This window comes from Bacillus thermozeamaize (genome assembly GCA_002159075.1).
Classification (GTDB): domain Bacteria; phylum Bacillota; class Bacilli; order ZCTH02-B2; family ZCTH02-B2; genus Bacillus_BB; species Bacillus_BB thermozeamaize.
Window position 1 is genome coordinate 87161 of record LZRT01000036.1, and the last position, 21006, is coordinate 108166.

Below are 21006 nucleotides of genomic sequence, written 5' to 3' on the forward strand. Positions count from 1 at the left end.
ATCACGATTTATCTGCCGGTCAGTTGCCTGACAAACGCGGTGATTTCCGCTTCAGCGCGCAACTGGTCCGCGGGCGATTCGGAAAGCAATGCGCAGGAATGACGATCGATTTCCCGGACGATGGCGCTCCCCACGACCACGCCGTCACAGAGGCCGGCCAGTTCCTGGTATTGACGGGCACTGGAAACGCCGAAGCCGACCACCAGCGGAAGCTTTGTGCGTTGCCGCAGGGACTGGATGAGGTGTGTGAGCGCGGCGTGAAACTGCTGCCTTTCGCCCGTTACGCCCAAAGAGGAAACGCAATAAATCATCCCTCTTGCCTCCTGGACGATCCGATCCAGACGCGGCAGCGAGGTGGGGGCAGCCAATGGGATCAGGTGAATTCCTCCCTGTTCCGCCAACTCCCCCAGCTGCCGGCTTTCTTCCACCGGCAGGTCCGGGACGATCAATCCGTCGATGCCGATCCCTTTCATCGTCTCAATCAGCCGTGGCACACCATACTGGAGCAGAGGATTGAAGTAACTGAAGAGGATCAGGCCCGCTTGCAGGCCTTCCGCCCTGGCCTGGGCCGCGACCTCCAAGACATCCTTAAGACGCGTGCCGGCGGCCAGAGCCCGCTGGGACGCCTGTTGAATGACCGGACCGTCTGCCAAAGGATCGGAATAGGGAACGCCCAGTTCAATCAAGTCGGCGCCGTTTTTTTCCAACAGGTGAAGGAGCCTGCGGCTAGCCGCCAGACTGGGGTGGCCGCAAGTGAGATAGGGGATGAAAGCCGCTTTGTCCCGCGGCTCGGCGAAGAGCTGATCAATGCGGTTCATGCTCCCCCTCCTTCAGGGCCTGCATCACCGTGGCCATGTCTTTGTCCCCTCGTCCGGAAAGGCAGATCACCAGTACCTCAGTCGGCTTCATCCGGGGCGCCATCTTGATCGCCTCGGCCACCGCATGCGCGCTTTCCAAAGCCGGGATGATCCCTTCCAGTCGGCTTAACATTTGCAGCGCGGAAAGAGCTTCATCATCACGAATCGCCGTATAGCGTGCCCGTCCTGTCTCCATCAGCCAGGCGTGTTCCGGCCCGACTCCCGGATAATCCAGTCCCGCCGAAATGGAATGGGCCTCCTGAATTTGCCCATCCTCATCCTGCAGCAGATAGGTAAAGGCGCCATGTATGACCCCAGGGCGCCCCTTGCTCAAGCTGGCGGCATGAAAGCCGGAGTCCAGCCCTTTTCCGGCCGCTTCCACGCCGACCAGCCGGACCGCTTCCTCTTCAATAAAGGGATAAAACAGCCCCATCGCGTTGCTGCCGCCGCCAACTGCCGCTACCAGGACATCTGGCAGACGGCCAAGCTGCTCCAGACATTGCTGTTTGGTTTCATCACCAATGACGCGCTGAAAATCCCGTACCATTTGCGGATACGGGTGAGGCCCGCCGACGGAACCCAGCACATAAAACGCCTCTTCCACGTGGGCCACCCAGTACCGGATGGCCTCATTCATCGCGTCTTTCAGGGTGCGGCTGCCGGATGTGACCGGGATGACTTCCGCACCCAACAAGTTCATCCGGAACACATTTAACGCTTGCCGCTTCGTGTCCTCTTCGCCCATGAACACCTTGCATTCCATCCCGAGCAATGCGGCGACGGTCGCCGTAGCCACACCATGCTGCCCGGCGCCGGTCTCTGCCAGCAATTTCCGCTTGCCCATCCGCTGGGCCAGCAACGCCTGTCCCAGCGTGTTGTTGATCTTGTGGGCGCCGGTGTGGTTGAGGTCTTCCCGCTTCAAGTAAATTTGTGCCCCGCCCAGATGCTGGCTGAGGCGACGGGCATAGGTCAGCGGTGTCGGACGACCGGAATAAAGGCGCCGCAGCTCATCCAGCGCGCGGTGAAACGCCGGATCGGACATCGCGTCCAGATAAGCCTCTTCCAACTGGTGCAAGGCCATCATCAATGTCTCCGGCACGTATTGGCCGCCGTATCTTCCAAACCTGCCTCGGGCAGCCGGTTCAGTTGGTTGCGTCATGCATTCTCACCTTTTCTACAAACTGAGCAATCTTATGGATGTCTTTGCTGCCGTTGGTCTCCACTCCGCTCGATACGTCTACGCCGTAAGGACGGTACATCCGCAACAAATCCCCGACATTCTCCGGGTTCAAGCCGCCGGCAATCCAATAAGGGGTTTCTCCGATCAGAAATTGAATCTGCGGAATCAGGTCCCAGGAAAACCGCCTCCCGGTTCCACCGCTCTGCGACGGATGAAATGTGTCAAAAAGAAAACCGTCGACGGTCCCCTTGTATCTGGAAATATCCGCCTCCAGCTCAGAAAGGTTTTTGACCGGCAACGCTTTAATCACTTTCACCCTGTACCGGCAAGACAGTTCCGCGCAAAACGCCGGAGCTTCTTGGCCATGAAGCTGGAGATGGGTCAGAGGCACTTCAGCCAGGATGGCATCCAGCTCATCACGCGTCGGGTTGACAAAGACGCCCACCTTGCCCATCGAGGAGGGAACCTCTCTCACCAGCATCCTGGCCTGTTTCAGCGTGACCTGCCGGCGGCTTGCGGCAAAAACAAATCCGATCAGATCGATTGGCAACGCTTGTATAGATTTTAGCACTTCAACGCTTTGCAGTCCACAAATTTTTATCTTTGTCACAGCGCACGCATCAGCTCCCGAATGGCTGCCGCCAGATCCTGTTGGCGCATCAGGTGTTCACCAACCAGCACGGCCCGCACTCCCAGTTCGGAAAGCCAGCGGATATGTTCAGGGGTGGAAATGCCGCTTTCGCTGACCACCAAAATATCATCAGGGATATACGGGAGAAGCCGGGCTGTGGTCGCCAGATCGGTGTGGAAGGTCCGCAAGTCCCGGTTGTTGATGCCGATGATTTTCGGTGCCAGGGGGAGCACCCGCTCCAGTTCTTCCTTGCTGTGGACTTCAATCAGCGCCTGCATCCCCAAACCCTGCGTCAGTTGATAGAGTTCGCTCAGCTGTTCGTCAGACAAAATGGCTGCGATCAAAAGCAGCGCGTCCGCTCCTGCGGCGCGGGCCTGGTATACCTGCAGTTTATCAATGATAAAATCTTTGCGAAAGACCGGGACACTCACCTGCTTCTTGATGGCGGTCAGGTACTGAAGGTCGCCTTGAAAAAATTGCTGATCGGTGAGGACGGAAATCGCGTCGGCTCCTCCCTTTTCATAAGCTTGGGCGACGGCTACGGGATCAAACTCCTGCCGGATGACGCCTTTTGAGGGAGAAGCTTTTTTGACTTCAGCAATCACAGCCATGCGGTGATTGGGATTGCGAAGCGCCGCAATAAAATCAAGGCAGGCGGAAGCCTGCTCGGCCTGCCGCCGCACTTCTGGTTCGATCGCATAGAGTGCCGCCAATTCCTGTTTTTTTGTCTCCACAATCTTATCGAGAATCATCTGCCAAAGCCTCCGTCACTTCTCTAATCTCCTGCAACTTTTGATAGGCGCATCCCGAATCCAGCAATTCTCTGGCCAGTTGAACCCCTTCCTGCCAGGTGCGGGCTTTTCCTGCCACATACAGGGCCGCCCCCGCATTGGCCAACACAATGTCGCGCGGTCCGCCTTGAACCCCTTTAAAAACCTCCACAATGATCCGGGCATTTTCTTCAGGACGGCCGCCGGCGACGCTGCTGATGGGAAAACGGTCCAATCCCAAGTCTTCCGGGGACATCGCGTAGTACCGGATATGGCCATCCTGCAATTCCGCGACATGGGTTTTCGCACTCACGGACACTTCGTCCAGGCCGTCTTCACTGGCCACCACGAGCGCCCTGCGGACACCAAGATTGGCCAGCACTTTCGGCAACGTTTGGAGCAGCCGGGAATCGTAGACGCCCAAGATCTGCGCTTCGGCGCCGGCCGGGTTGGTCAACGGGCCCAGGAGGTTGAACACGGTCCTGATCCGGATCTCTCGTCTGGGCCCGATGGCATGTTTCATCGCCGGGTGAAAATGCGGTGCGAAGAAAAAGGCAAAACCCGTCTGCTCCAGGCATTGACTTACCTTTTGCGGCGGGAGATGGGTCCGAATCCGCAATGCCTCCAACACATCGGCGCTGCCGCTTTGGCCAGAGACCGCACGATTCCCGTGCTTGGCCACTTTGGCTCCCCCGGCAGCGGCCACAATGGCTGCTGCGGTGGAAATGTTAAAGGTGCGGCCTCCGTCACCACCTGTCCCGCAGGTATCCAACAAGCCTTGACGGGCTGCCGGGCGATGCTGAATGCGCTCGCGCATCGCCAACGCAAAGCCGGTCACCTCTTCGACTGTCTCGCCTTTCATCCGCAAGGCTGTGATAAAACTGGAAATTTGCGCTGGCGAAGCTTCGCCATCCATAATCTGCCCCATCACATGGAATGCCTCTTGACATGTCAGCGCCTGCCCTTCCACAACCTTGCGGATCCCGTCGATGATACTGAAAGTTTGAACAAGGCTCATACGTGCACACCCTCCCTGATTTCTTCCGCCATTTGGATAGCCAGAAGCTTCACCGCATCCGTTGCCGGAGGAGATCGAAAACGCGTCTGCAGTCTGGCAAGATCATTATGAAAATCCGGAAATGAAAATCCGGAAAATTCGGCCCGTCGTTCAAAACAAAAAAACCAAAGCCGAAGCTTTGGTTTTGGGTACACACGTGTCCCATCCCTAACGCTCCGCTCAACTCAACTCTTCTCCGCTTGACTCAGACTCGTCTCAGCTCAACTGAAAAAAGGGATGATCGAGGATATTTGAATTCTGTTGGATTTGATCTGCTGGATTTGGTTTTTAGGATAGATGAACAGTCCGCGTCTGTCAAGAGGACGGGGCAACATTTTGGCTCAAATCCGGACGCAGCGTGACCGCGTCGTTTAGAAAAATATGCCGTATCTCTTGTTGCGGCTTGTCGGTATGTGCCAGCAACATCACCCGAATGCATCGGGGGAGTGAACCGGGAACGGGAATCTCCTGGGCGCACATCAGAGGAACCCACTGCCATCCCGGAATTTGGCGGACAGCTTTCGCGGGAAAAGCAGCATTTAAATCTTCCGTCGTCGTCAACCATACTGCGGCAACATCTTCCGCCACCAGTTGGTTTTCCCGGATGAGGGCTTCCATCAAAGTTTTGGTCGCTTCGAGGATCGCCTCCGCCGAATTCTCGGTCACCGTAGTGGCTCCCCTAAACCCGCGCAAGAAAGTCATCTGCTGCTTTCCCCCTCTTGTGCATAGATCTCATCGACCGGGTCACTTAAGCCCTGCGGATTTTCCTCCTGCAATTCCTGCATGGCCTGGATGAGGAGTTCCGGCGGAACCACTTGATCAATCTGGACCTGTCCGATCTTGGTTGGCAGGACCATGTGGATATGGCCATGATGGACTTTTTTATCGTGATAGATGAGCTCCAGAATCTTGTTCAGATCGGCATCTGCAGGAATGCGGACGGGCAACTCAAAACGCATCAGCAGTTCCGTCAGCGCCTCTTCGACGGCCTTCACTTCCGGATTAAGTTTGCCGCCAATTCGCGAGGCCACAACCATGCCGATGGCTACACCTTCCCCGTGCGCCAATCGCCGGTAACCATAGTAGGATTCCAGGGCATGGCCGACCGTGTGGCCAAAGTTGAGCACTTTGCGCAACCCCGCTTCACGCTCATCCTCGGAAACGACATGGGCTTTGATCTGGCAGGAACGGAAAAGCGCATCCTCCAGCAGGTCATTGCGCAACTGGAGCAATAAATGGGCTTGTTCAGAAAGCCATTGGAAAAATTCCGCATCCCAAATCGCGGCGTGTTTGATCACTTCCGCAAACCCTGAAAGAATTTCCCGCTTGGGCAGGGTGCGCAGGGCCTTCAAATCGTAAATGACCATTTTGGGCTGATGGAAGGCGCCGATCATGTTTTTTCCCAGAACGTGGTTGACGGCCACTTTCCCGCCCACACTGCTGTCATGGGCGAGCAACGTCGTCGGCAGCTGGACATAGGCGATGCCACGCATGTAAGTGGCCGCTACAAAGCCGGCCAAATCGCCGACCACGCCTCCTCCCAGCGCGACGATGACGGATTGCCGATCCAGGTCGTATTCGAGGGCCTGGGTGATCACCTGTTCATAAATCTTCAGGCTTTTCGACTGCTCTCCTGCGGGCACAATACTGGAATAAACGCGATACCCGTGACTTTGCAACTGTTCCATAACCGTTTGCAGGTAAAAAGAGGCCACATGTTGATCGGTGACGACGAGAATTTTCCGTCTCCGATCGATGCCGGCGTTTCGGAAGAGATCGCCCAGTGACTTCAACAGCGATTCGCCGATCAGAATCGGGTAGGAACGTTTTCCAAGCGAAACGGTGAGCTGTCTCATGGCTAAAATCCCCTTACATACGTCTGATAAGATTTATAATTTTGCTCCATTTCCTCCAGAGAGTCACCGGCAAACTTTTCGCGAAAAGCGACCCCGAGCTCCCAAGCAACTACCGCTTCGGCGACCACGCTGGCCGCAGGAACGGCACAATTGTCGGACCGTTCAATACTGGCGAAAAAAGGTTCTTTGGTGTCAATATCGACGCTCTGCAGAGGCTTATAGAGCGTGGGAATGGGTTTCATCGCACCACGAACGACCACCCGCTCACCCGTTGTCATTCCTCCCTCAAATCCTCCCGCATGGTTGGTCTGCCTGTAAAATCCGCGTTCTTTCGACCAATAAATCGGATCGTGCACCTTTGAACCGCGCATTTGCCCTGCTCTGAAACCTTCGCCGATTTCTACCCCTTTAAACGCCTGAATGCTCATGATCGCTTGCGCCAGGCGGCCATCCAGCTTGCGATCCCAGTGGACATGGCTGCCCAGGCCAACCGGCAAGCCATCGGCCAATACCTCGACAATCCCTCCGAGGGAATCCCCCTCTTTTTTGGCCAAATCGATCTCAGCGATCATCGCTTGTTCCGTTTTTTTACAGATGCAGCGAACGGGAGAAAGTTCGGTGATCGACTGAAGTTCTTCAAGCGGCATCGTCAGCGCGTTTTGATGGTCACGATCGCTAATCCGGGCGGATCCAATCTGGATGACATGTCCGGCAATCTTAATATCAAAACATTCCAACATTTGCCGAATAAGCGCGCCACATGCGACACGCGCAGCGGTTTCCCTTGCGCTGGATCGTTCCAAAATATTCCGAATATCTGATTGCCGATACTTGATTGCTCCGTTTAAATCGGCATGGCCAGGCCTGGGTCTTGATACGCGCCGCTTATCCCGCACCTCCTCGGGGGGCGGCTCCACACCCATCAACTCCTGCCAATGGGCCCAGTCTTTATTTTCGATGACCATGCAAACCGGCGCGCCTGTCGTCTTGCCGTGGCGGACGCCTGCTGTGATATGAACGGTATCCTGTTCAATTTTCATTCGCAATCCGCGTCCGTATCCCTTTTGCCTTCGGGCCAGCTGCTCGTTGATTTTATCGACGTCGACAGGGACATTACTCGGCATGCCCTCGACGATCACCGTCAACTGGGGACCGTGAGATTCACCAGCGGTTAAATATCGCATGTACTCCCTCCTTCACTCCTATCCGCTTCCTCATCAAACCGTCTATCCATTCTCTGTAATATAACATATTGATCATTATAGTATAGCTGTTTCCTAGCAGCAACGGGAAACCCGTTCAAGGCGGATGGCCCTATGTATGGACATCCTGCTTTTGATAAAAAAAGGGTGCGACCGAGTGCAATCCGTACTGATGAGGGTGGAAGATCTGTTCCGTGCTTCCGACGAAGAGGATCCCTTTGGGAACCAGCGCGTCAGACAATTTCCGGTACAGGCGATCTTTCGCTTCATCGGTGAAATAAATCACCACATTCCGGCAAAGGATCAAATGAAACTCCCTTGGGAACAGATCATGGAGCAAATCCAGTTTGCGGAAAAAAATCTTCCCCCTGAATTGTTCTTTTCGCAAGAGATAGGTTTCTCCTTTTTGAGTGAAGTAAGTCTGTCTTTTTTCCGGGGGCAGGTTTCTGATCGCCTGGGCGGGATAGACGGCCTCTTTTGCACGTTCCAGGACAAAAGGATCGATGTCTGTGGCCAGAATCTCATACTGACGGACACCCGCTTCCTCCAGGACCATGGCCAGGGTGTACGGCTCTTCTCCTGTGGAACAGGCCGAACTCCAGCAGACAAGCCGTTTGTTTTCAGGATAAATCCGCGGCAGAATGGTCGTGCGGAGCGTGTTCCACTGTTCCGGATTTCGATAAAATTCGGTGACATTGATGGTGATGCGCTTGAGCACCACATCCTGCAGCGCGCTGGAATGCCGGAGGTCGGCGAGAAAACTCTGGAAATCAGTGTAGCCTAACTTGTCGCGAAGCGAAGTGAGCCGCCGTTTCATCTGTTTTTCTTTGTAAAAGTTGAGATCAATACGCAAAATTTGCTTCAACCCTTGGACAAACAATTGGTAATCATTTGCCGATGTCACGCTTATTCTTGGCCTCCATTTTGTCAAGAAAAAAGACTGGGCGATACATGTCACTGAAAAAGAAGCCCTTCCGGGCTTCTTTTTATCCTTATGTAAGTGGGTCTACCGAATCCAGGATTGAATGGTTTTTTCGTATGACAGCAGCTCCTCCGGCTTAAAAAACAGCTGGATTTCCCGTTCGGCGCTTTCCGGTGAATCGGAACCGTGGATAATGTTCATTCCGACCGTAATCCCGTAATCGCCCCGGATGGTTCCTGGCTCGGCCTCCAAGGGATTGGTTTTGCCCAGCATTTTCCTGGCAGTGGCAATCACCTGTTCACCTTGCCAAACCATTGCAAATACGGGTCCGGAGGTGATAAAATCCACCAATTCCCTGAAGAAAGGCTTCTCTTTGTGCTCAGCGTAGTGCTGTTCCGCCAATTCGGGGGAAATCTGCATCAGTTTGGCGGCTACCAGTTGATAACCTTTTTTTTCAAAACGCGTGACAATCTCGCCAATCAGATTGCGCTGTACCCCATCCGGTTTCACCATGACAAATGTACGTTCCATTCCAATTCCTCCATCCTCTGCTTTTATCCAAACGGGATAAATTTTACCAATCCGCAACGGAAGTTGCAAGGCAATCAATATTGGCGCCTGGCAATCGCGTCAGCAACATGGATCAGGCGCTCCCTTTCACGCGAAGGCGGAAAGCTGCTCAGGGCATTTTTGGCTTTGATCAAATAGCGGTTGGCCAATGTTTCGGCATACTGGATGCCACCGGCTTCTTTTACGATCTGGATCAGTCGCCGCGTCAGATGATCCAGTTGATGGGCGCTCTCAGCGCGTGAAGGGGAAGATGAGGTGATCTCCTGTATCTGCCGGATCAGCGGCAAAACCTGTGATCGCGACTCTGACTGGTTGAGGGCATAGATTAACGGAAGCGTGATGTTTCCCTGCCGGACGTCACTGCCATGCGGTTTGCCCGTCGTTTTCCGATCGCCGATCAGATCCAGCAAGTCATCTGTGATCTGGAACGCCATGCCTGCGTAATAGCCAAACAGGTAAAGCTTCTGGACGGCATGGGCTGGCAGCTGGCTGACCTGGCCGCCGAGCTGGCAACTGACAGAAATGAGCAAGGCGGTTTTCCGCTTAATCCGCTGCAAGTATTGACGCAGGTGCTGGTTCACGTTAAAAAAATCGCGGAGCTGGTAAATTTCTCCAAGCCCCATTTGAACCAGCGCCTGGGAAAGGATTTGATGCACACGCGCTTCTTTCAGTTGAGATATGTACTGAAGGGCCTGGGCCAGAATAAAGTCGCCTGTGTACAGGGCAATCTGGTTATCCCATTTCGCCCGGACGGTGGGCTGGCCGCGGCGGAGATCCGCATCATCAATGATGTCATCATGGACCAGCGTAGCCATGTGGATGAGTTCCAACGGAACGGCCACCAGTTTGAGATGCTCCAACCGGTAATTCCCCAGGCAACCGCTGAGCAACACAAACAAAGGGCGGAGACGTTTCCCCCCGGCTTTGAGCAAATGAAGAGCGGGTTCTGCAAGGCTGGAATTACTCCGTTCAATGGCTTGATACAACTCCTTTTCGATCAGGAGCATGTCGTCTCGCATTTCCTGGTAAATCTCATGCAATTCCATCTGTCCACCGACTTTCAGCGATCAAGTTTCCTTCCGATATGCAGTGCAGCAATTCCACCCGTCAGGGAATAAACCTCCACCTGATGACAGCCTGCCTCTTTGAACCAATCAGCCAATTCGTGCCGTTCAGGGAATGTTTTCAGTGATTCAGGAAGCCACCGGTATTGGTCATACTTACCTGTCAACCACTTGGCGATGAGGGGCAGGATGCGTTGAAAATAAAGCCAGTACAACTGCCGGAACACCGGCCAGGTAGGGTGAGACAGCTCCAGTGAGACCACCTGGCCGCCAGGTTTGGTCACCCGAACCATTTCTCTTAATACCTGTTTTACATCCGGCACATTGCGCAATGCAAACCCGATGGTCACCGCATCGAAACAGTGATCGGGAAAAGGGAGCTTCATCGCGTTGCCCTCAACCAGGGTCACCTGGTCGGCAAGACGGTAATGCTCCAGTTTTTGTTTTCCGATTTCCAGCATCTTTGGGCTAAAATCAAGGCCGACCACGCGGCCCGTGCTGCCCACCGCCTGCGCCAGGCTGATGGTCCAATCACCCGTTCCGCAACAAAGATCCAGGGCATGTTGTCCAGGCTGGAGGTTCATTTTCTTCATGGCAAATCGCCGCCAGTATTTATGCATGCGAAAACTGAGCACCGAATTCATCATGTCGTATTTCGGCGCGATGCTTTCGAACACCTGATACACAAACTTTTCTTTGGAGTGCGGTTCCATGACCGCACGCTGCTGCTCCCTTTCCCCGCTCATCCCTGTACCTCCATCACAAAACCGGGCAATTGGCGACGGGCATGAAGAACACGCTCCTGAAGACGGCTGGCAATGGCCGCATCTGTTGTAGCCTGGCGGATCACCCTTTCCGCATCATGCAGCCAGGATGTGAGCAGCGTCTCCCATTCCGGACGCAGAAAACGCTCTCTTTCGGTGCCGGCAAACAGCTCAAAGATCTTTTCAGTCACGATCAGCCGTTCAATCAGCATTTTCCACCATTGTCCCCGCTGGGGGTTCAATGGGGTAAAGCTGGAATACAGTGCGCACTGAAGCACGGTAAACTCCTGAAGGAATTGAGAAAAATGATGCTGGTTCCATCCTGTTTGGTACAACCGCATTTTGGAATGATTGATCTCGGAGACCGCCTGGGCGATAATCGGGATGACACTTAGATCACCAGAACTGGCAAGCAACCAGTAAAACTTGCTGCTAAAAAAATCGCCAGCGAGAATGGACAACTGCCGATTTCTTTTTTTCTTCTCGTCCAAGGGATTCATACAGCCAATGTTCTCATGGATATCTAAGCCCAGTTGAGCCAGTGCCGTAGCGGTGCACACCCGCTTGCGCTGTTCCTCGTCCCAGCCAAGATCCTTCAGAAACCAGTTGAGCAACTCCAGTTTTTGAATATCCACTTGGGGATATTCCAGTTCTTGCAAAAGATCGGATGTGCGGATCACTTCCTTGATTTGCTGTTCCACATCGTGTAGCACATCTTGTGCCCGTTCCATGTTCTGCCCCATCTTGCGACCTCCAGAAATCGCCTTGTACACATCGTTTACCAGTATATCATACTTTCTTCGTCGATCACACAGAAACTTGTCGTTTCGTGCACGACGATGCACGGATCTAAAGGCGGGACGATTCAGAAAAACGGTGGTGCCAAGAAGCGGTTTTGGAAAATTGAAAAAGGTGGGATAGGTATAGATCCAGATCCAGCTGCTGAGGGTTGCTCATTCGCGAATCTTTTGCCAAGTCAGTTCGGTGGGCGACAAGGGAGGCTAGCAGCAAAGGCGGGTCATCGGGTTGCTCCGACAGAACGCGAATCAGGAGCTCCTCTACATTTGTCGTGCCGACCAATGCATGCGAAGCGAGGTGATAAAGCGCACGGTATATGTCATCGGGGCCTGTGGAAGATTGCGCTTCGACCATCAGGTCAATTTCCAGCGCCTTTTCCCGCCAGGTCACACGATGAATGCGAGGCTGAATGGGAACTTCAGCGAGAAAATCCACCAAATTCCCTTTCTCCAGCGTGAACCCGGAACGATGGGCAAACACCTGCTCTTCGGAAGACAACTGGATGACCGGGATGATCGAAATGAGCAAAGCGATCGCCAGCGAGCCACCAATCGCGGTTAACAGTCCTTTCGCGGCATTCATCGGGGACCCCTTTCTTTTCTTCTCTGCTTTTTTTGCCTATTTCATTCATACAAAAAAAAGAGGTGGACTATGCCATCTCTCGAATGCCGCGCTTGTTCACTGGCGGTATGTTCATTTTTGATACGGTTCCGTATGGACCTCCCCATAACGGGAATAGATCGTTGCCTGGCCACGGATTTTAATGGCTGACGTATGCTCCGTAAATTGGGCGATCATGACCTCTCCCTTGTCCAGTTTTTCCGTGTGATGAAAGCGCGTGGTTTCACCGCGGGTCAATCCGATGACCTGAACGCCATTTTGTTCCGCCTTGATAATGACATAATCGTTATTGTGATCCATCGGGTGATCCTCCTTTAGTTTAAAAAAAACCGCAACATGTGGCATGTTGCGGTTCCTGTCAGATGAAATATGTACTGGTCGGAACGACAGGATTTGAACCTGCGACCTCACCCACCCCAAGGGTGCGCGCTACCAGGCTGCGCCACGTCCCGACACACCCCAATTATAGTAAAAGAGCACAATGATGTCAAGTTGTGTCACGATCGGATCAGCTGAAACGCTTCTGCCCGGGCCATCGGGTCGGTCGCAAATATGCCGCGTACCGCGGAAGTGACCGTCTTGGCGCCTGGCTTCTTGACCCCCCGCATGGTCATGCACATGTGCTCTGCCTCGATGACGACAACCACGCCATGGGGCTGCAGCGCGTTGACAATCGCATCGGCCACCGTAGAAGTGATCCGCTCTTGCAGTTGCGGCCTTTTCGCGACGGCTTCAACGGCTCGAGCCAGTTTGCTGAGGCCGACAACACGTCCTCCCTTTGGAATATACCCGACGTGGGCGACGCCGTAAAAAGGAACCAGGTGGTGTTCACATATGGAATAAAAAGGGATGTCCTTGACCAAGACCAGTTCCTCGTGATCCTCGCTGAAGATCACTTTAAAATATTCTTCCGGATCTTCTTGCATCCCGGAAAAAACTTCGGCATACATCCTCGCCACCCGATCCGGCGTTTCGACCAGTCCTTCCCGCTCCGGATCTTCGCCGATGGCTTCCAGGATCATGCGAACGGCTTGTCTTATTTTTTGTTGATCAATCGGCATCTTTTTCCCTCCAAATAAATAGATAAAACCTGCTCTTACTTGAGATTGGCTTTATCGTAACACAAGTGAAGAGAGGAAAAAAGAAAAGGACTGCACAAAGGCAGCCCTCTGTTTGTATGTATGAGCAGATTTACTTCACTTCTTCTTTTAAAGCCTTCCCTGGCTTGAAAGCAGGCACGCGGCTGGCTGCGATTTCGATTTCTGCCCCGGTTTGCGGGTTGCGCCCTTTGCGAGCGGCACGCTCCCGAACCTCAAAGTTTCCAAATCCGATCAGTTGAACCTTATCTCCATTTTTCAGCGCTTGGGTAATCGCTTCAAAAACCGCATCCACCGCCTTGGCAGCATCCTTTTTGGAGAGGCTGGTCATTTCTGCTACTTGGGAAATCAGTTCTGTCTTGTTCATGCTCTCACCTCCTTATTCGGTCCATTTGCCCGGTAATACTTGTCTTGACGGATTTGTTAAAAAGCATACCTTCTTTGTGGAAAGTCGATCCTATCTTAATACACGCCCCGCAAAAATTCAAGACAAACATAAAAAAAGCACTCAAAAAGAGTGCTGTCAGGTTGGGTCATTACAAGATGATGGCGATCATCCCGCCTGATCCTTCATTGACGATTTTCTCCAGCGTTTCTTGAAACTTGTAGCGGGCATACTCCGGCATCATCGATAACTTGGCCTGAATGCCCTCCTGGACGATGGAATGCAGCGAACGGCCAAACATGTCGGTCTCCCAGACTTTGGACGGATTTTCTTCAAAGTCCTGCATCAGGTAACGAATCAGTTCCTCGCTTTGCTTTTCCGTGCCGATAATGGGTGAAAACTCAGATTCGACATCGACGCGGATCATATGGATGGCGGCTGCCGTCGCTTTCAATTGAACGCCAAACCTGGAACCCTGGCGGATCAGTTTTGGTTCTTCCAGCCGCATCTCTTCCAAGGTCGGCGGAACAATGCCGTAACCCGTGCTGCGCACCATCGCCAGCCCTTCCTTAATCTGATCATATTCCCGCTTCGCGATGGCAAAGTCCTGCATCAATTGCAGCAAGTGATCTTTGCCCTGGATCTCCACGCCCACAATTTCCGTCAGAACCTGATCGTACAATTCGTCGGGCGCATATAGATCGATGTCGGCGATCCCCTGGCCCATATTGATTTCGGACAGTGAAGCCTTGACAATGAATTCATATTCTGCAAACTTGCCGACCACCCGATCCACATCCCGCAGCCGCTGAATATCTTCCACCGTTTCTCGAATGGCCGTTTCAAAATTGTTGCGCAGCCAGTGGTCTTCCTTCAGCACCATGACCCAGCTGGGCAGGTTGACGTTGACTTCGTTGACCGGAAACTCAAACAACACTTCCCTGAACACGGAAAGGATGTCTTGTTCGGTCAGCGTGGCGACGCTTAGCGCCAAAACGGGAACGTCGTACTTCTCAGCCAGTTCCGCTCGCAGTTGCAGGGTTTCCGGATCATTGGGGTGGATGGAATTGAGAATCACGATAAACGGTTTTCCCACTTCCTTCAGTTCCTGGACAATCCGTTCCTCCGGTTCCACATACTCTTCACGCGGAATTTCGGTAATGGAACCGTCCGTGGTGACAACCACTCCCAAAGTGGAATGTTCCTGGATGACCTTGCGCGTTCCTATCTCAGCCGCCTCCTGAAAAGGGATGGCTTCTTCAAACCAGGGCGTTTGGATCATCCGGGGGCCATTTTCATCTTCGTACCCTTTGGCGCCCTTCACCGCATAACCGACGCAGTCAACCAACCTGACATTGACAGACAGGCTCTCATCGACGAAAATTTCCACCGCCTGATTGGGGATGAACTTGGGTTCCGTCGTCATGATGGTCCTCCCGGCGGCGCTTTGAGGCAATTCATCAATGGCCCGGACCCGCTCTGCTTCATTGGGTATGTTTGGAATAACCAATTGTTCCATGAATCGTTTGATAAATGTCGATTTCCCTGTGCGCACCGCGCCGACAACCCCCAGATACACATCGCCGTTGGTGCGTTCAGCAATATCCTTAAACAGGGCCAGTTTTTCCACATGATTCCCTCCTTGCGGAATGAGAATGGCAGTTTCTATATCAAATGTTCGTACATTTGGACGGTATAAATATATGACAGTGTTTTTGAACTATGTCTAAAATCTTCCCTGCCAGCCGCTTTCGCCGATAAAAAAACCATGTCTGTTTGGCCAGACATGGAAAGATGATGCACCATCCAACTTACTGTTTGTCACCCTGTTTGCCATCCTTGGATTTTTCCTGGGATGATTGTTGTGAGGAGAGAAGCTGCGGCGTGGGCTTTCCGTCGACCAGCCGGTAAGGAAAGGATTTGACTGGCACAAAAAGGGATTGTTCCACCAACAACTCCCGCAAATCCCGGTCCTGCCATTTTTCCGGATCCGTTTTTTCCAGAAACATGGCGATATCTTGCGCGTAGTCGACACCAATGTGGCCCACCTGATCCATGATCAGCGGCAAATAATGGCCGGTAAAGGGGCTCTGGATGAGAATGTCCTGCATCCCGAGTTTTTCAAACTCGACATTAAAAAATTGCGGAAAATAGCGCACCTCCGTCGCAGGAAGCCGATGGTTTTTTATCCAGTAAAGATCGGTTGCCTTCTGGACGTCAGCGACGATTTGCGCCGTTTGAACGTCAAGCAGCCGGACTTTCGGGTCGTTTTCAGGATCAACCAGAACGTATAAGTGCGTTCCTCCCTGCTCGAAAGCATCTCCCGGTATGTAAGGAAGGTATTTGGGCACCAACTTGCCAAAGTCGATCGGGTATTTCTCGTAAATGGGGGTATTCGCTTCCCTGGTCTGAATCGGCAACACGCCTGTCTGCTTGCGATACGCGTCAACGGCCTCCTGGACCCATTTGACGCGCTCGGGGACAGGCATCTGATTTTCGATTCGCTTCTCTTGCGGATAAAGGCAGCCTGAAAGAAGGAACAGGAAGGCCGGAATCAATGCAAACAGCAGTGCTTTTTTCATCTATCAACGCCCCTTCGCGTAAACACCTTCTGCCTAAACATCATCATGCTTTTGCGACGTCCGTTAAAGCAACGCGATGAGGGCAAAAAGAAAAATCGGGGGGAGCAGCAAATAAGCGCAGACCGACATCAGCGTGCGCACCCAGCCTTTTTCCCGGCGGCGCGCGGAGGTGATCAGCAAATTGGCTAGAAACATCAGGGCAATGGCCAGCAGTGCATAGAGCATCGAAATCATCGGCAAGACACCTCAACTTCTAACCATTCTCGATTCATTATACCAATTACCCAGGAAAATAAAAAAGAGGGACGTATTCCTCCCTCTTATCCGTGCGTGACTGTATCCCCGTTTGGGTCTCTTTTGACATCAGTTTATGTGATTCTGCGGAAAGGTGTGATCTCATCTAATAACTCAATTTCATGGCGGCGAAGTCGGCTCATCAGGGATTCCACGGCTTCCCGGGGTGAACGCGCTGCGAAAAGCACCTGGTGCAACTGGCTTGTAATCGGCATGTCGATGTTGTAGTGCCGGGCCAACTGGTAAGCCACCTGCGTCGTCTTGACGCCTTCCGCCACCATTCCCAGTTCGTCCAGCACCTGTTGCAGGCTCTTCCCCTGAGCCAAAAGGAAACCAGCCCGCCAGTTGCGGCTGAGCCTGCTTGTACAAGTAACCACCAAATCTCCCACCCCGGCCAGCCCGGAAAAGGTGGCTTGCGATGCTCCCATCGCCACCCCAAGGCGCGTGATTTCGGCTAACCCTCTGGTGATCAGAGCCGCCTTGGCATTGTCCCCAAAGGCCAGGCCATCCGACAAGCCCGCAGCGATGGCGATGACGTTTTTCAAGGCACCACTGACCTCCACACCAATCGGGTCCAGGTTGACATACACGCGAAAAGAGGTGTTGATGAGCAAATCCTGCGCCTTTTCGGCAACGTGGACATCATCGCTGGCGACGACGACGGTGGTCGGCAATCGACGGGCCACTTCCTCGGCATGGCTGGGACCTGACAACACGGCAATCGCTTTGGTTTCGCCCAGCTCCTCCCGCAGCACAGTAGAAATTCGCTTGCGGCTGGACAGTTCAAACCCCTTGACGGCATGCACCAAGAGGGCATCGGGATGCAGATAGGGCGCCACGTCCCGGCTCACGGAACGCACCGATTGGGAAGGGACAACCAAAAAAACGGCTTCTGCATCCTGGATGGCGACAGCCATTTCGCTGGTCGCTGTGATACCCGGCGGCAAGCTGATTCCGGGCAGGTAGCGCTGATTGGTCCGTTTGGTGTTAATCTCTTCTACCCGCTCTCTGTTTCGCGCATAAAGATAAATCTGATGGCCATTGGATGCCAGTACGGTGGCCAAGGCGGTTCCCCAACTCCCCGCGCCGATGACAGCGATTTTCCCCATGGTGCCACCCCACTTTTTTTACTCTCGGCGGCCGAGCGGATCGGCGACGAATCGCTTCAACCAAGTACGGCCGTCATTGTACCCGTTTGCCAAATTTGTGCTCCCGGCCCTGCAGGAGACGTTGAATGTTTTCCCGATGTTTCCAGAAAACAAGCGCCATCAACAGCAGGGAAAGGAAAAAAACGGCCAATCCCTTTCCCAAGGCAAGGAGCAGCCAAGGCAGCAGGAAAACCAGCAACAAAGAGCCCAGCGAGACATAACGCGTAATGGCGATGACAAGCAAGGTAATCGCCCCGGCAATCAGCGTCGCCCAGAAGGAGATTCCCAACATCACCCCGATCGTGGTGGCCACGCCCTTTCCGCCGCGAAAGCCAAAATAAATCGGCCAGATGTGCCCGATGATGGCGGCAATCCCCACCAACATCGCGGCGGTCAGATGACCATCGGTGAAAGCCAGCGCGAGGAGCACGGGCAAATACCCTTTCAATCCGTCCAGGAGCAATACGACGAGGCCTGGACCCGTGCCCAGCACGCGGGAGATATTGGTTGCGCCGGCATTGCCGCTCCCATGTTGCCGGACGTCTATCCCGGAAAACCATTTGCCGATCAGCAGCCCGAAACTGACCGAACCGAGCAGATAAGCCACAAGACTCATCATGACAACCGTGAAAATAAACATGGCGGCTTCTCCCCTCCACAATGGGTAAATATACAATTCAACAGGGCATTAGGAACGCTTGCGGATGAGGAACCTCAGCGGCGTCCCGGTAAACTGGAACGCTTCGCGGAAGCGGTTTTCAAAATATCGCTGGTAGGAAAAGTGGAACAATTCCGGATCATTGACGAAAAAGACAAATGTCGGCGGTTTCACAGATACCTGTGTCACGTAATGGATCCGCAACTTTCTTCCTCTTCTGCTGGGAGGGGGGGTGCTGATCAGCGCATCTGCCACCACATCGTTAAGCAGCGAAGTGGGAATGCGGCGGCTGTGCTGTTCTGCCACGTGATTGACGTGCGGAAGAATGGTGTGCACGCGTTGTCCGGTCTTGGCGGAAATGAAAAGAATGGGAGCGTAGTCCAGGAAAGGGATATGGATACGAATCTGCTCCGTATATCGCTGGGCCGTCACCGTTTCCTTTTCAATCGCGTCCCATTTGTTGACCACCACCAGGCTCCCGCATCCTGCTTCATGGGCGAAACTGGCGATGCGCTTGTCCTGCTCCACCACACCCTCCTGCGCGTCGATGACCAGAAGGGCCACATCCGAACGTTCAATCGCTTTCAGGGCGCGCAGCACGCTGTACCTTTCCGTCGATTCATAAATTTTTCCTCTCTTTCTCATCCCCGCCGTGTCAATCAGAACGTAGGATTGTCCATCCACCTCAAACGGCGTGTCAACGGCGTCTCTCGTGGTGCCGGCGATCGGGCTGACAATCACGCGCTCCTCGCCGAGGATGGCATTGACCAGCGAAGACTTCCCCACATTGGGACGGCCAATGACGCAAATCCGGATCGTATCGCCGGGATATTCCTCCTCCTCCTGCTCCGGAAAAGAGGCCATCAACCGGTCCAGGAGTTCGCCCAACCCCCTGGAATGCTCAGCTGAAATGGGAACGGGCTCTCCCAATCCCAACTCGTAAAATTCGTACATCTGGCTTAACTGATTCTGGTGATCCACCTTGTTCACGGCGAGAATGACCGGCTTCTTGGTGCGGTAGAGCATCGCTGCCACATCCTGATCGGCAGGTGTCATTCCGGCTTTGCCATCGACCAGAAACAGAATGACATCCGCCTCATCCATTGCCAGCTCCGCCTGTTGGCGAATTTGTTCCGCCATTTCATGCTCGCTGCCCAGTTCAATTCCCCCAGTGTCTATCAAAAGAAACTCTCGCCCCCGCCATTCGGCGTTGCTGTAAATGCGATCCCGTGTAATCCCTGGTTTGTCTTCGACGATGGCGATCCGTTCGCCAACGAGCCGGTTAAATAACGTGGATTTTCCCACATTGGGTCGGCCAACTATGGCCACTGTCGGTTTCGCCATGTTCCTGAATCCTTTCCGTGTCGACAATAAAATGCTTGTGTTACTGCTTGGCAAATCAATCCTACCGCAATTGTGTACCCGTTTCAAGCGTGTTTGACAACGATAAACATCCCTTCTTCCAACTCATGAACCATTGCATCCAAGATCACTTCCAGATGGGTGCCGATAACCTCCATTTCCTCCCGGTTGTCGACATAAAAAATGGGCACGCCACCCCCCACCCGATTGGGGTCGGTGGTGATCACCGCCAGTATGGTTTTTTCCAGGCTGGCCATTGTCCTCCCCTTTCATACCAGGATTGGGTCACCGTTCATCGCCGCTGGTTGACTGCTGCCTGAGAGGGGCGCCGGACTGCACTTTCCAAAATCGGAACCCGCTTAATCAGTTGAACCGCTTTTTCGATGTTTTTATCTTGCGGCAAGAGGAAAATGCCGACACGGCCGTCTTCCAGGTCCAGCTTGGCCATGGGAACCAGCGCGGGGGTCCCGGCGTCGCGGTAAACGCCGAGAATGGTGGTGGCATCGTGGAGGATGGCCTGTCTTTGCCCGAGGTGGGAAAGCGTGATCCGGGCATCCTGATTTTTGGGTTTCAGAATCAGGCCAAGTCCTTTTTCCAGGATCAGATTCTGATTGGCAGAAAGGCCCACATTCATGATCACGATGTCACCAACGTACAGCAATGCCCCTTTGAAATGCACCGGAGCCTCCTGGATTTCCGCAATATGTCCAATCGATTTTCCAGACATGAAGATCCGATCCAGGAGAAGGCAAAAGAATCCCACGACCACCCCCATCCATGGATGGAACAAGTACGTGAACATGGAAACGAGCAATGCTGTCAGGATGACCAAATAGTTCCTTCCCTCAAATACCATGGCGATCCCCTCGATATACGAAGCGCCTCTGGGAACCAGCTCATCCCGATCCATTTTGCTAAGCATTTCTCTTTCCATGTTCCGCACATCGCGAAATTGTTGCGCGGCCAACGTCAGAAAGGTGACCGCTGTAAAATCCCTTTCGGCCAGAGCGGGGACCGCAACCGCTCCGAGGCTTGCGGCAATAAAACCCAGAGCCAAATGGATGATTCGGCCGTGCGGGTAGGTCGGATATTGGCGGTAATCGGTCCGCAACATGTAAACCCGTGCCAGGAATCCCAGGACAATCCCGAGCAAAACGGCTTGCTGGTAAGGCGCCATCATATCCCTCG

General features: G+C 53.6%; 24 protein-coding genes and 1 tRNA gene. All 25 read right to left on the reverse strand.

Features of this window, described 5'->3' with window-relative positions:
* Window positions 1–8: 8 nt before the first annotated feature.
* Entirely contained in the window at window positions 9–818 is an 810-nt protein-coding gene (locus BAA01_02735; GenBank protein OUM89697.1) for a tryptophan synthase subunit alpha, read from the reverse strand.
* Window positions 805–2016 (reverse strand): tryptophan synthase subunit beta, encoded by a 1212-nt coding sequence (locus tag BAA01_02740; GenBank protein OUM89698.1) that lies wholly within the window; start codon window positions 2014–2016, stop codon window positions 805–807. The genes BAA01_02735 and BAA01_02740 overlap by 14 nt, the downstream gene beginning before the upstream one ends.
* Window positions 2000–2647 (reverse strand): hypothetical protein, encoded by a 648-nt coding sequence (locus BAA01_02745; protein OUM89699.1) that lies wholly within the window; start codon window positions 2645–2647, stop codon window positions 2000–2002. The genes BAA01_02740 and BAA01_02745 overlap by 17 nt, the downstream gene beginning before the upstream one ends.
* The gene (locus BAA01_02750) at window positions 2644–3420 is read right to left on the reverse strand and encodes an indole-3-glycerol phosphate synthase (GenBank protein ID OUM89700.1); all 777 of its coding nucleotides are present in this window, start codon (window positions 3418–3420) and stop codon (window positions 2644–2646) included. The genes BAA01_02745 and BAA01_02750 overlap by 4 nt, the downstream gene beginning before the upstream one ends.
* On the reverse strand, window positions 3407–4456 hold the full coding sequence (locus tag BAA01_02755) for an anthranilate phosphoribosyltransferase (protein ID OUM89701.1): 1050 nt from the start codon (window positions 4454–4456) through the stop codon (window positions 3407–3409). Before BAA01_02755 ends, BAA01_02750 begins: the two co-directional genes overlap by 14 nt.
* A gap of 354 nt (window positions 4457–4810) precedes the next feature.
* Complete coding sequence (locus tag BAA01_02760; protein ID OUM89702.1) at window positions 4811–5197, reverse strand: chorismate mutase; 387 nt, start codon at window positions 5195–5197, stop codon at window positions 4811–4813.
* Window positions 5194–6351, reverse strand: coding sequence for a 3-dehydroquinate synthase (locus BAA01_02765; protein OUM89703.1), 1158 nt, complete (start codon window positions 6349–6351; stop codon window positions 5194–5196). Before BAA01_02765 ends, BAA01_02760 begins: the two co-directional genes overlap by 4 nt.
* A 2-nt stretch (window positions 6352–6353) precedes the next feature.
* Window positions 6354–7535, reverse strand: a complete 1182-nt coding sequence (locus BAA01_02770; protein OUM89704.1) for a chorismate synthase — start codon at window positions 7533–7535, stop codon at window positions 6354–6356.
* A 130-nt stretch (window positions 7536–7665) separates the two neighbouring features.
* The gene (locus BAA01_02775; protein ID OUM89705.1) at window positions 7666–8457 is read right to left on the reverse strand and encodes a hypothetical protein; all 792 of its coding nucleotides are present in this window, start codon (window positions 8455–8457) and stop codon (window positions 7666–7668) included.
* 102 nt (window positions 8458–8559) lie between these two features.
* Window positions 8560–9006, reverse strand: coding sequence for a nucleoside-diphosphate kinase (locus tag BAA01_02780; GenBank protein ID OUM89751.1), 447 nt, complete (start codon window positions 9004–9006; stop codon window positions 8560–8562).
* 74 nt (window positions 9007–9080) lie between these two features.
* Window positions 9081–10091, reverse strand: coding sequence for a heptaprenyl diphosphate synthase (locus BAA01_02785; protein OUM89706.1), 1011 nt, complete (start codon window positions 10089–10091; stop codon window positions 9081–9083).
* Between the two features lie 14 nt (window positions 10092–10105).
* The gene (locus BAA01_02790; GenBank protein OUM89752.1) at window positions 10106–10822 is read right to left on the reverse strand and encodes a bifunctional demethylmenaquinone methyltransferase/2-methoxy-6-polyprenyl-1,4-benzoquinol methylase; all 717 of its coding nucleotides are present in this window, start codon (window positions 10820–10822) and stop codon (window positions 10106–10108) included.
* 29 nt (window positions 10823–10851) lie between these two features.
* A complete protein-coding gene (locus BAA01_02795) occupies window positions 10852–11616 on the reverse strand; it encodes a hypothetical protein (GenBank protein ID OUM89707.1) in 765 nt (254 codons plus the stop codon).
* Window positions 11617–11722: 106 nt separating this feature from the next.
* Window positions 11723–12253, reverse strand: coding sequence for a hypothetical protein (locus tag BAA01_02800; GenBank protein ID OUM89708.1), 531 nt, complete (start codon window positions 12251–12253; stop codon window positions 11723–11725).
* Between the two features lie 111 nt (window positions 12254–12364).
* A complete protein-coding gene (locus tag BAA01_02805; GenBank protein ID OUM89709.1) occupies window positions 12365–12592 on the reverse strand; it encodes a hypothetical protein in 228 nt (75 codons plus the stop codon).
* Window positions 12593–12667: 75 nt separating this feature from the next.
* Window positions 12668–12744 (reverse strand) — tRNA-Pro (locus BAA01_02810).
* 45 nt (window positions 12745–12789) lie between these two features.
* Entirely contained in the window at window positions 12790–13353 is a 564-nt protein-coding gene (locus BAA01_02815; GenBank protein ID OUM89710.1) for a GTP cyclohydrolase I FolE, read from the reverse strand.
* 130 nt (window positions 13354–13483) lie between these two features.
* Window positions 13484–13756: a DNA-binding protein gene (locus BAA01_02820; GenBank protein OUM89711.1), complete on the reverse strand. Its 273-nt coding sequence runs from the start codon at window positions 13754–13756 to the stop codon at window positions 13484–13486.
* 169 nt (window positions 13757–13925) lie between these two features.
* Window positions 13926–15404: a stage IV sporulation protein A gene (locus BAA01_02825; protein OUM89712.1), complete on the reverse strand. Its 1479-nt coding sequence runs from the start codon at window positions 15402–15404 to the stop codon at window positions 13926–13928.
* Window positions 15405–15585: 181 nt separating this feature from the next.
* Complete coding sequence (locus tag BAA01_02830; GenBank protein ID OUM89713.1) at window positions 15586–16356, reverse strand: hypothetical protein; 771 nt, start codon at window positions 16354–16356, stop codon at window positions 15586–15588.
* Between the two features lie 368 nt (window positions 16357–16724).
* Window positions 16725–17759, reverse strand: a complete 1035-nt coding sequence (locus BAA01_02835) for a glycerol-3-phosphate dehydrogenase (protein OUM89714.1) — start codon at window positions 17757–17759, stop codon at window positions 16725–16727.
* 73 nt (window positions 17760–17832) lie between these two features.
* Window positions 17833–18417, reverse strand: a complete 585-nt coding sequence (locus BAA01_02840; GenBank protein ID OUM89753.1) for an acyl-phosphate glycerol 3-phosphate acyltransferase — start codon at window positions 18415–18417, stop codon at window positions 17833–17835.
* Window positions 18418–18486: 69 nt separating this feature from the next.
* Window positions 18487–19800, reverse strand: coding sequence for a ribosome biogenesis GTPase Der (locus BAA01_02845; GenBank protein OUM89715.1), 1314 nt, complete (start codon window positions 19798–19800; stop codon window positions 18487–18489).
* Window positions 19801–19883: 83 nt separating this feature from the next.
* Complete coding sequence (locus tag BAA01_02850; protein ID OUM89716.1) at window positions 19884–20075, reverse strand: hypothetical protein; 192 nt, start codon at window positions 20073–20075, stop codon at window positions 19884–19886.
* A 35-nt stretch (window positions 20076–20110) separates the two neighbouring features.
* Window positions 20111–20995, reverse strand: a complete 885-nt coding sequence (locus BAA01_02855; GenBank protein ID OUM89717.1) for a hypothetical protein — start codon at window positions 20993–20995, stop codon at window positions 20111–20113.
* Window positions 20996–21006: the final 11 nt, after the last annotated feature.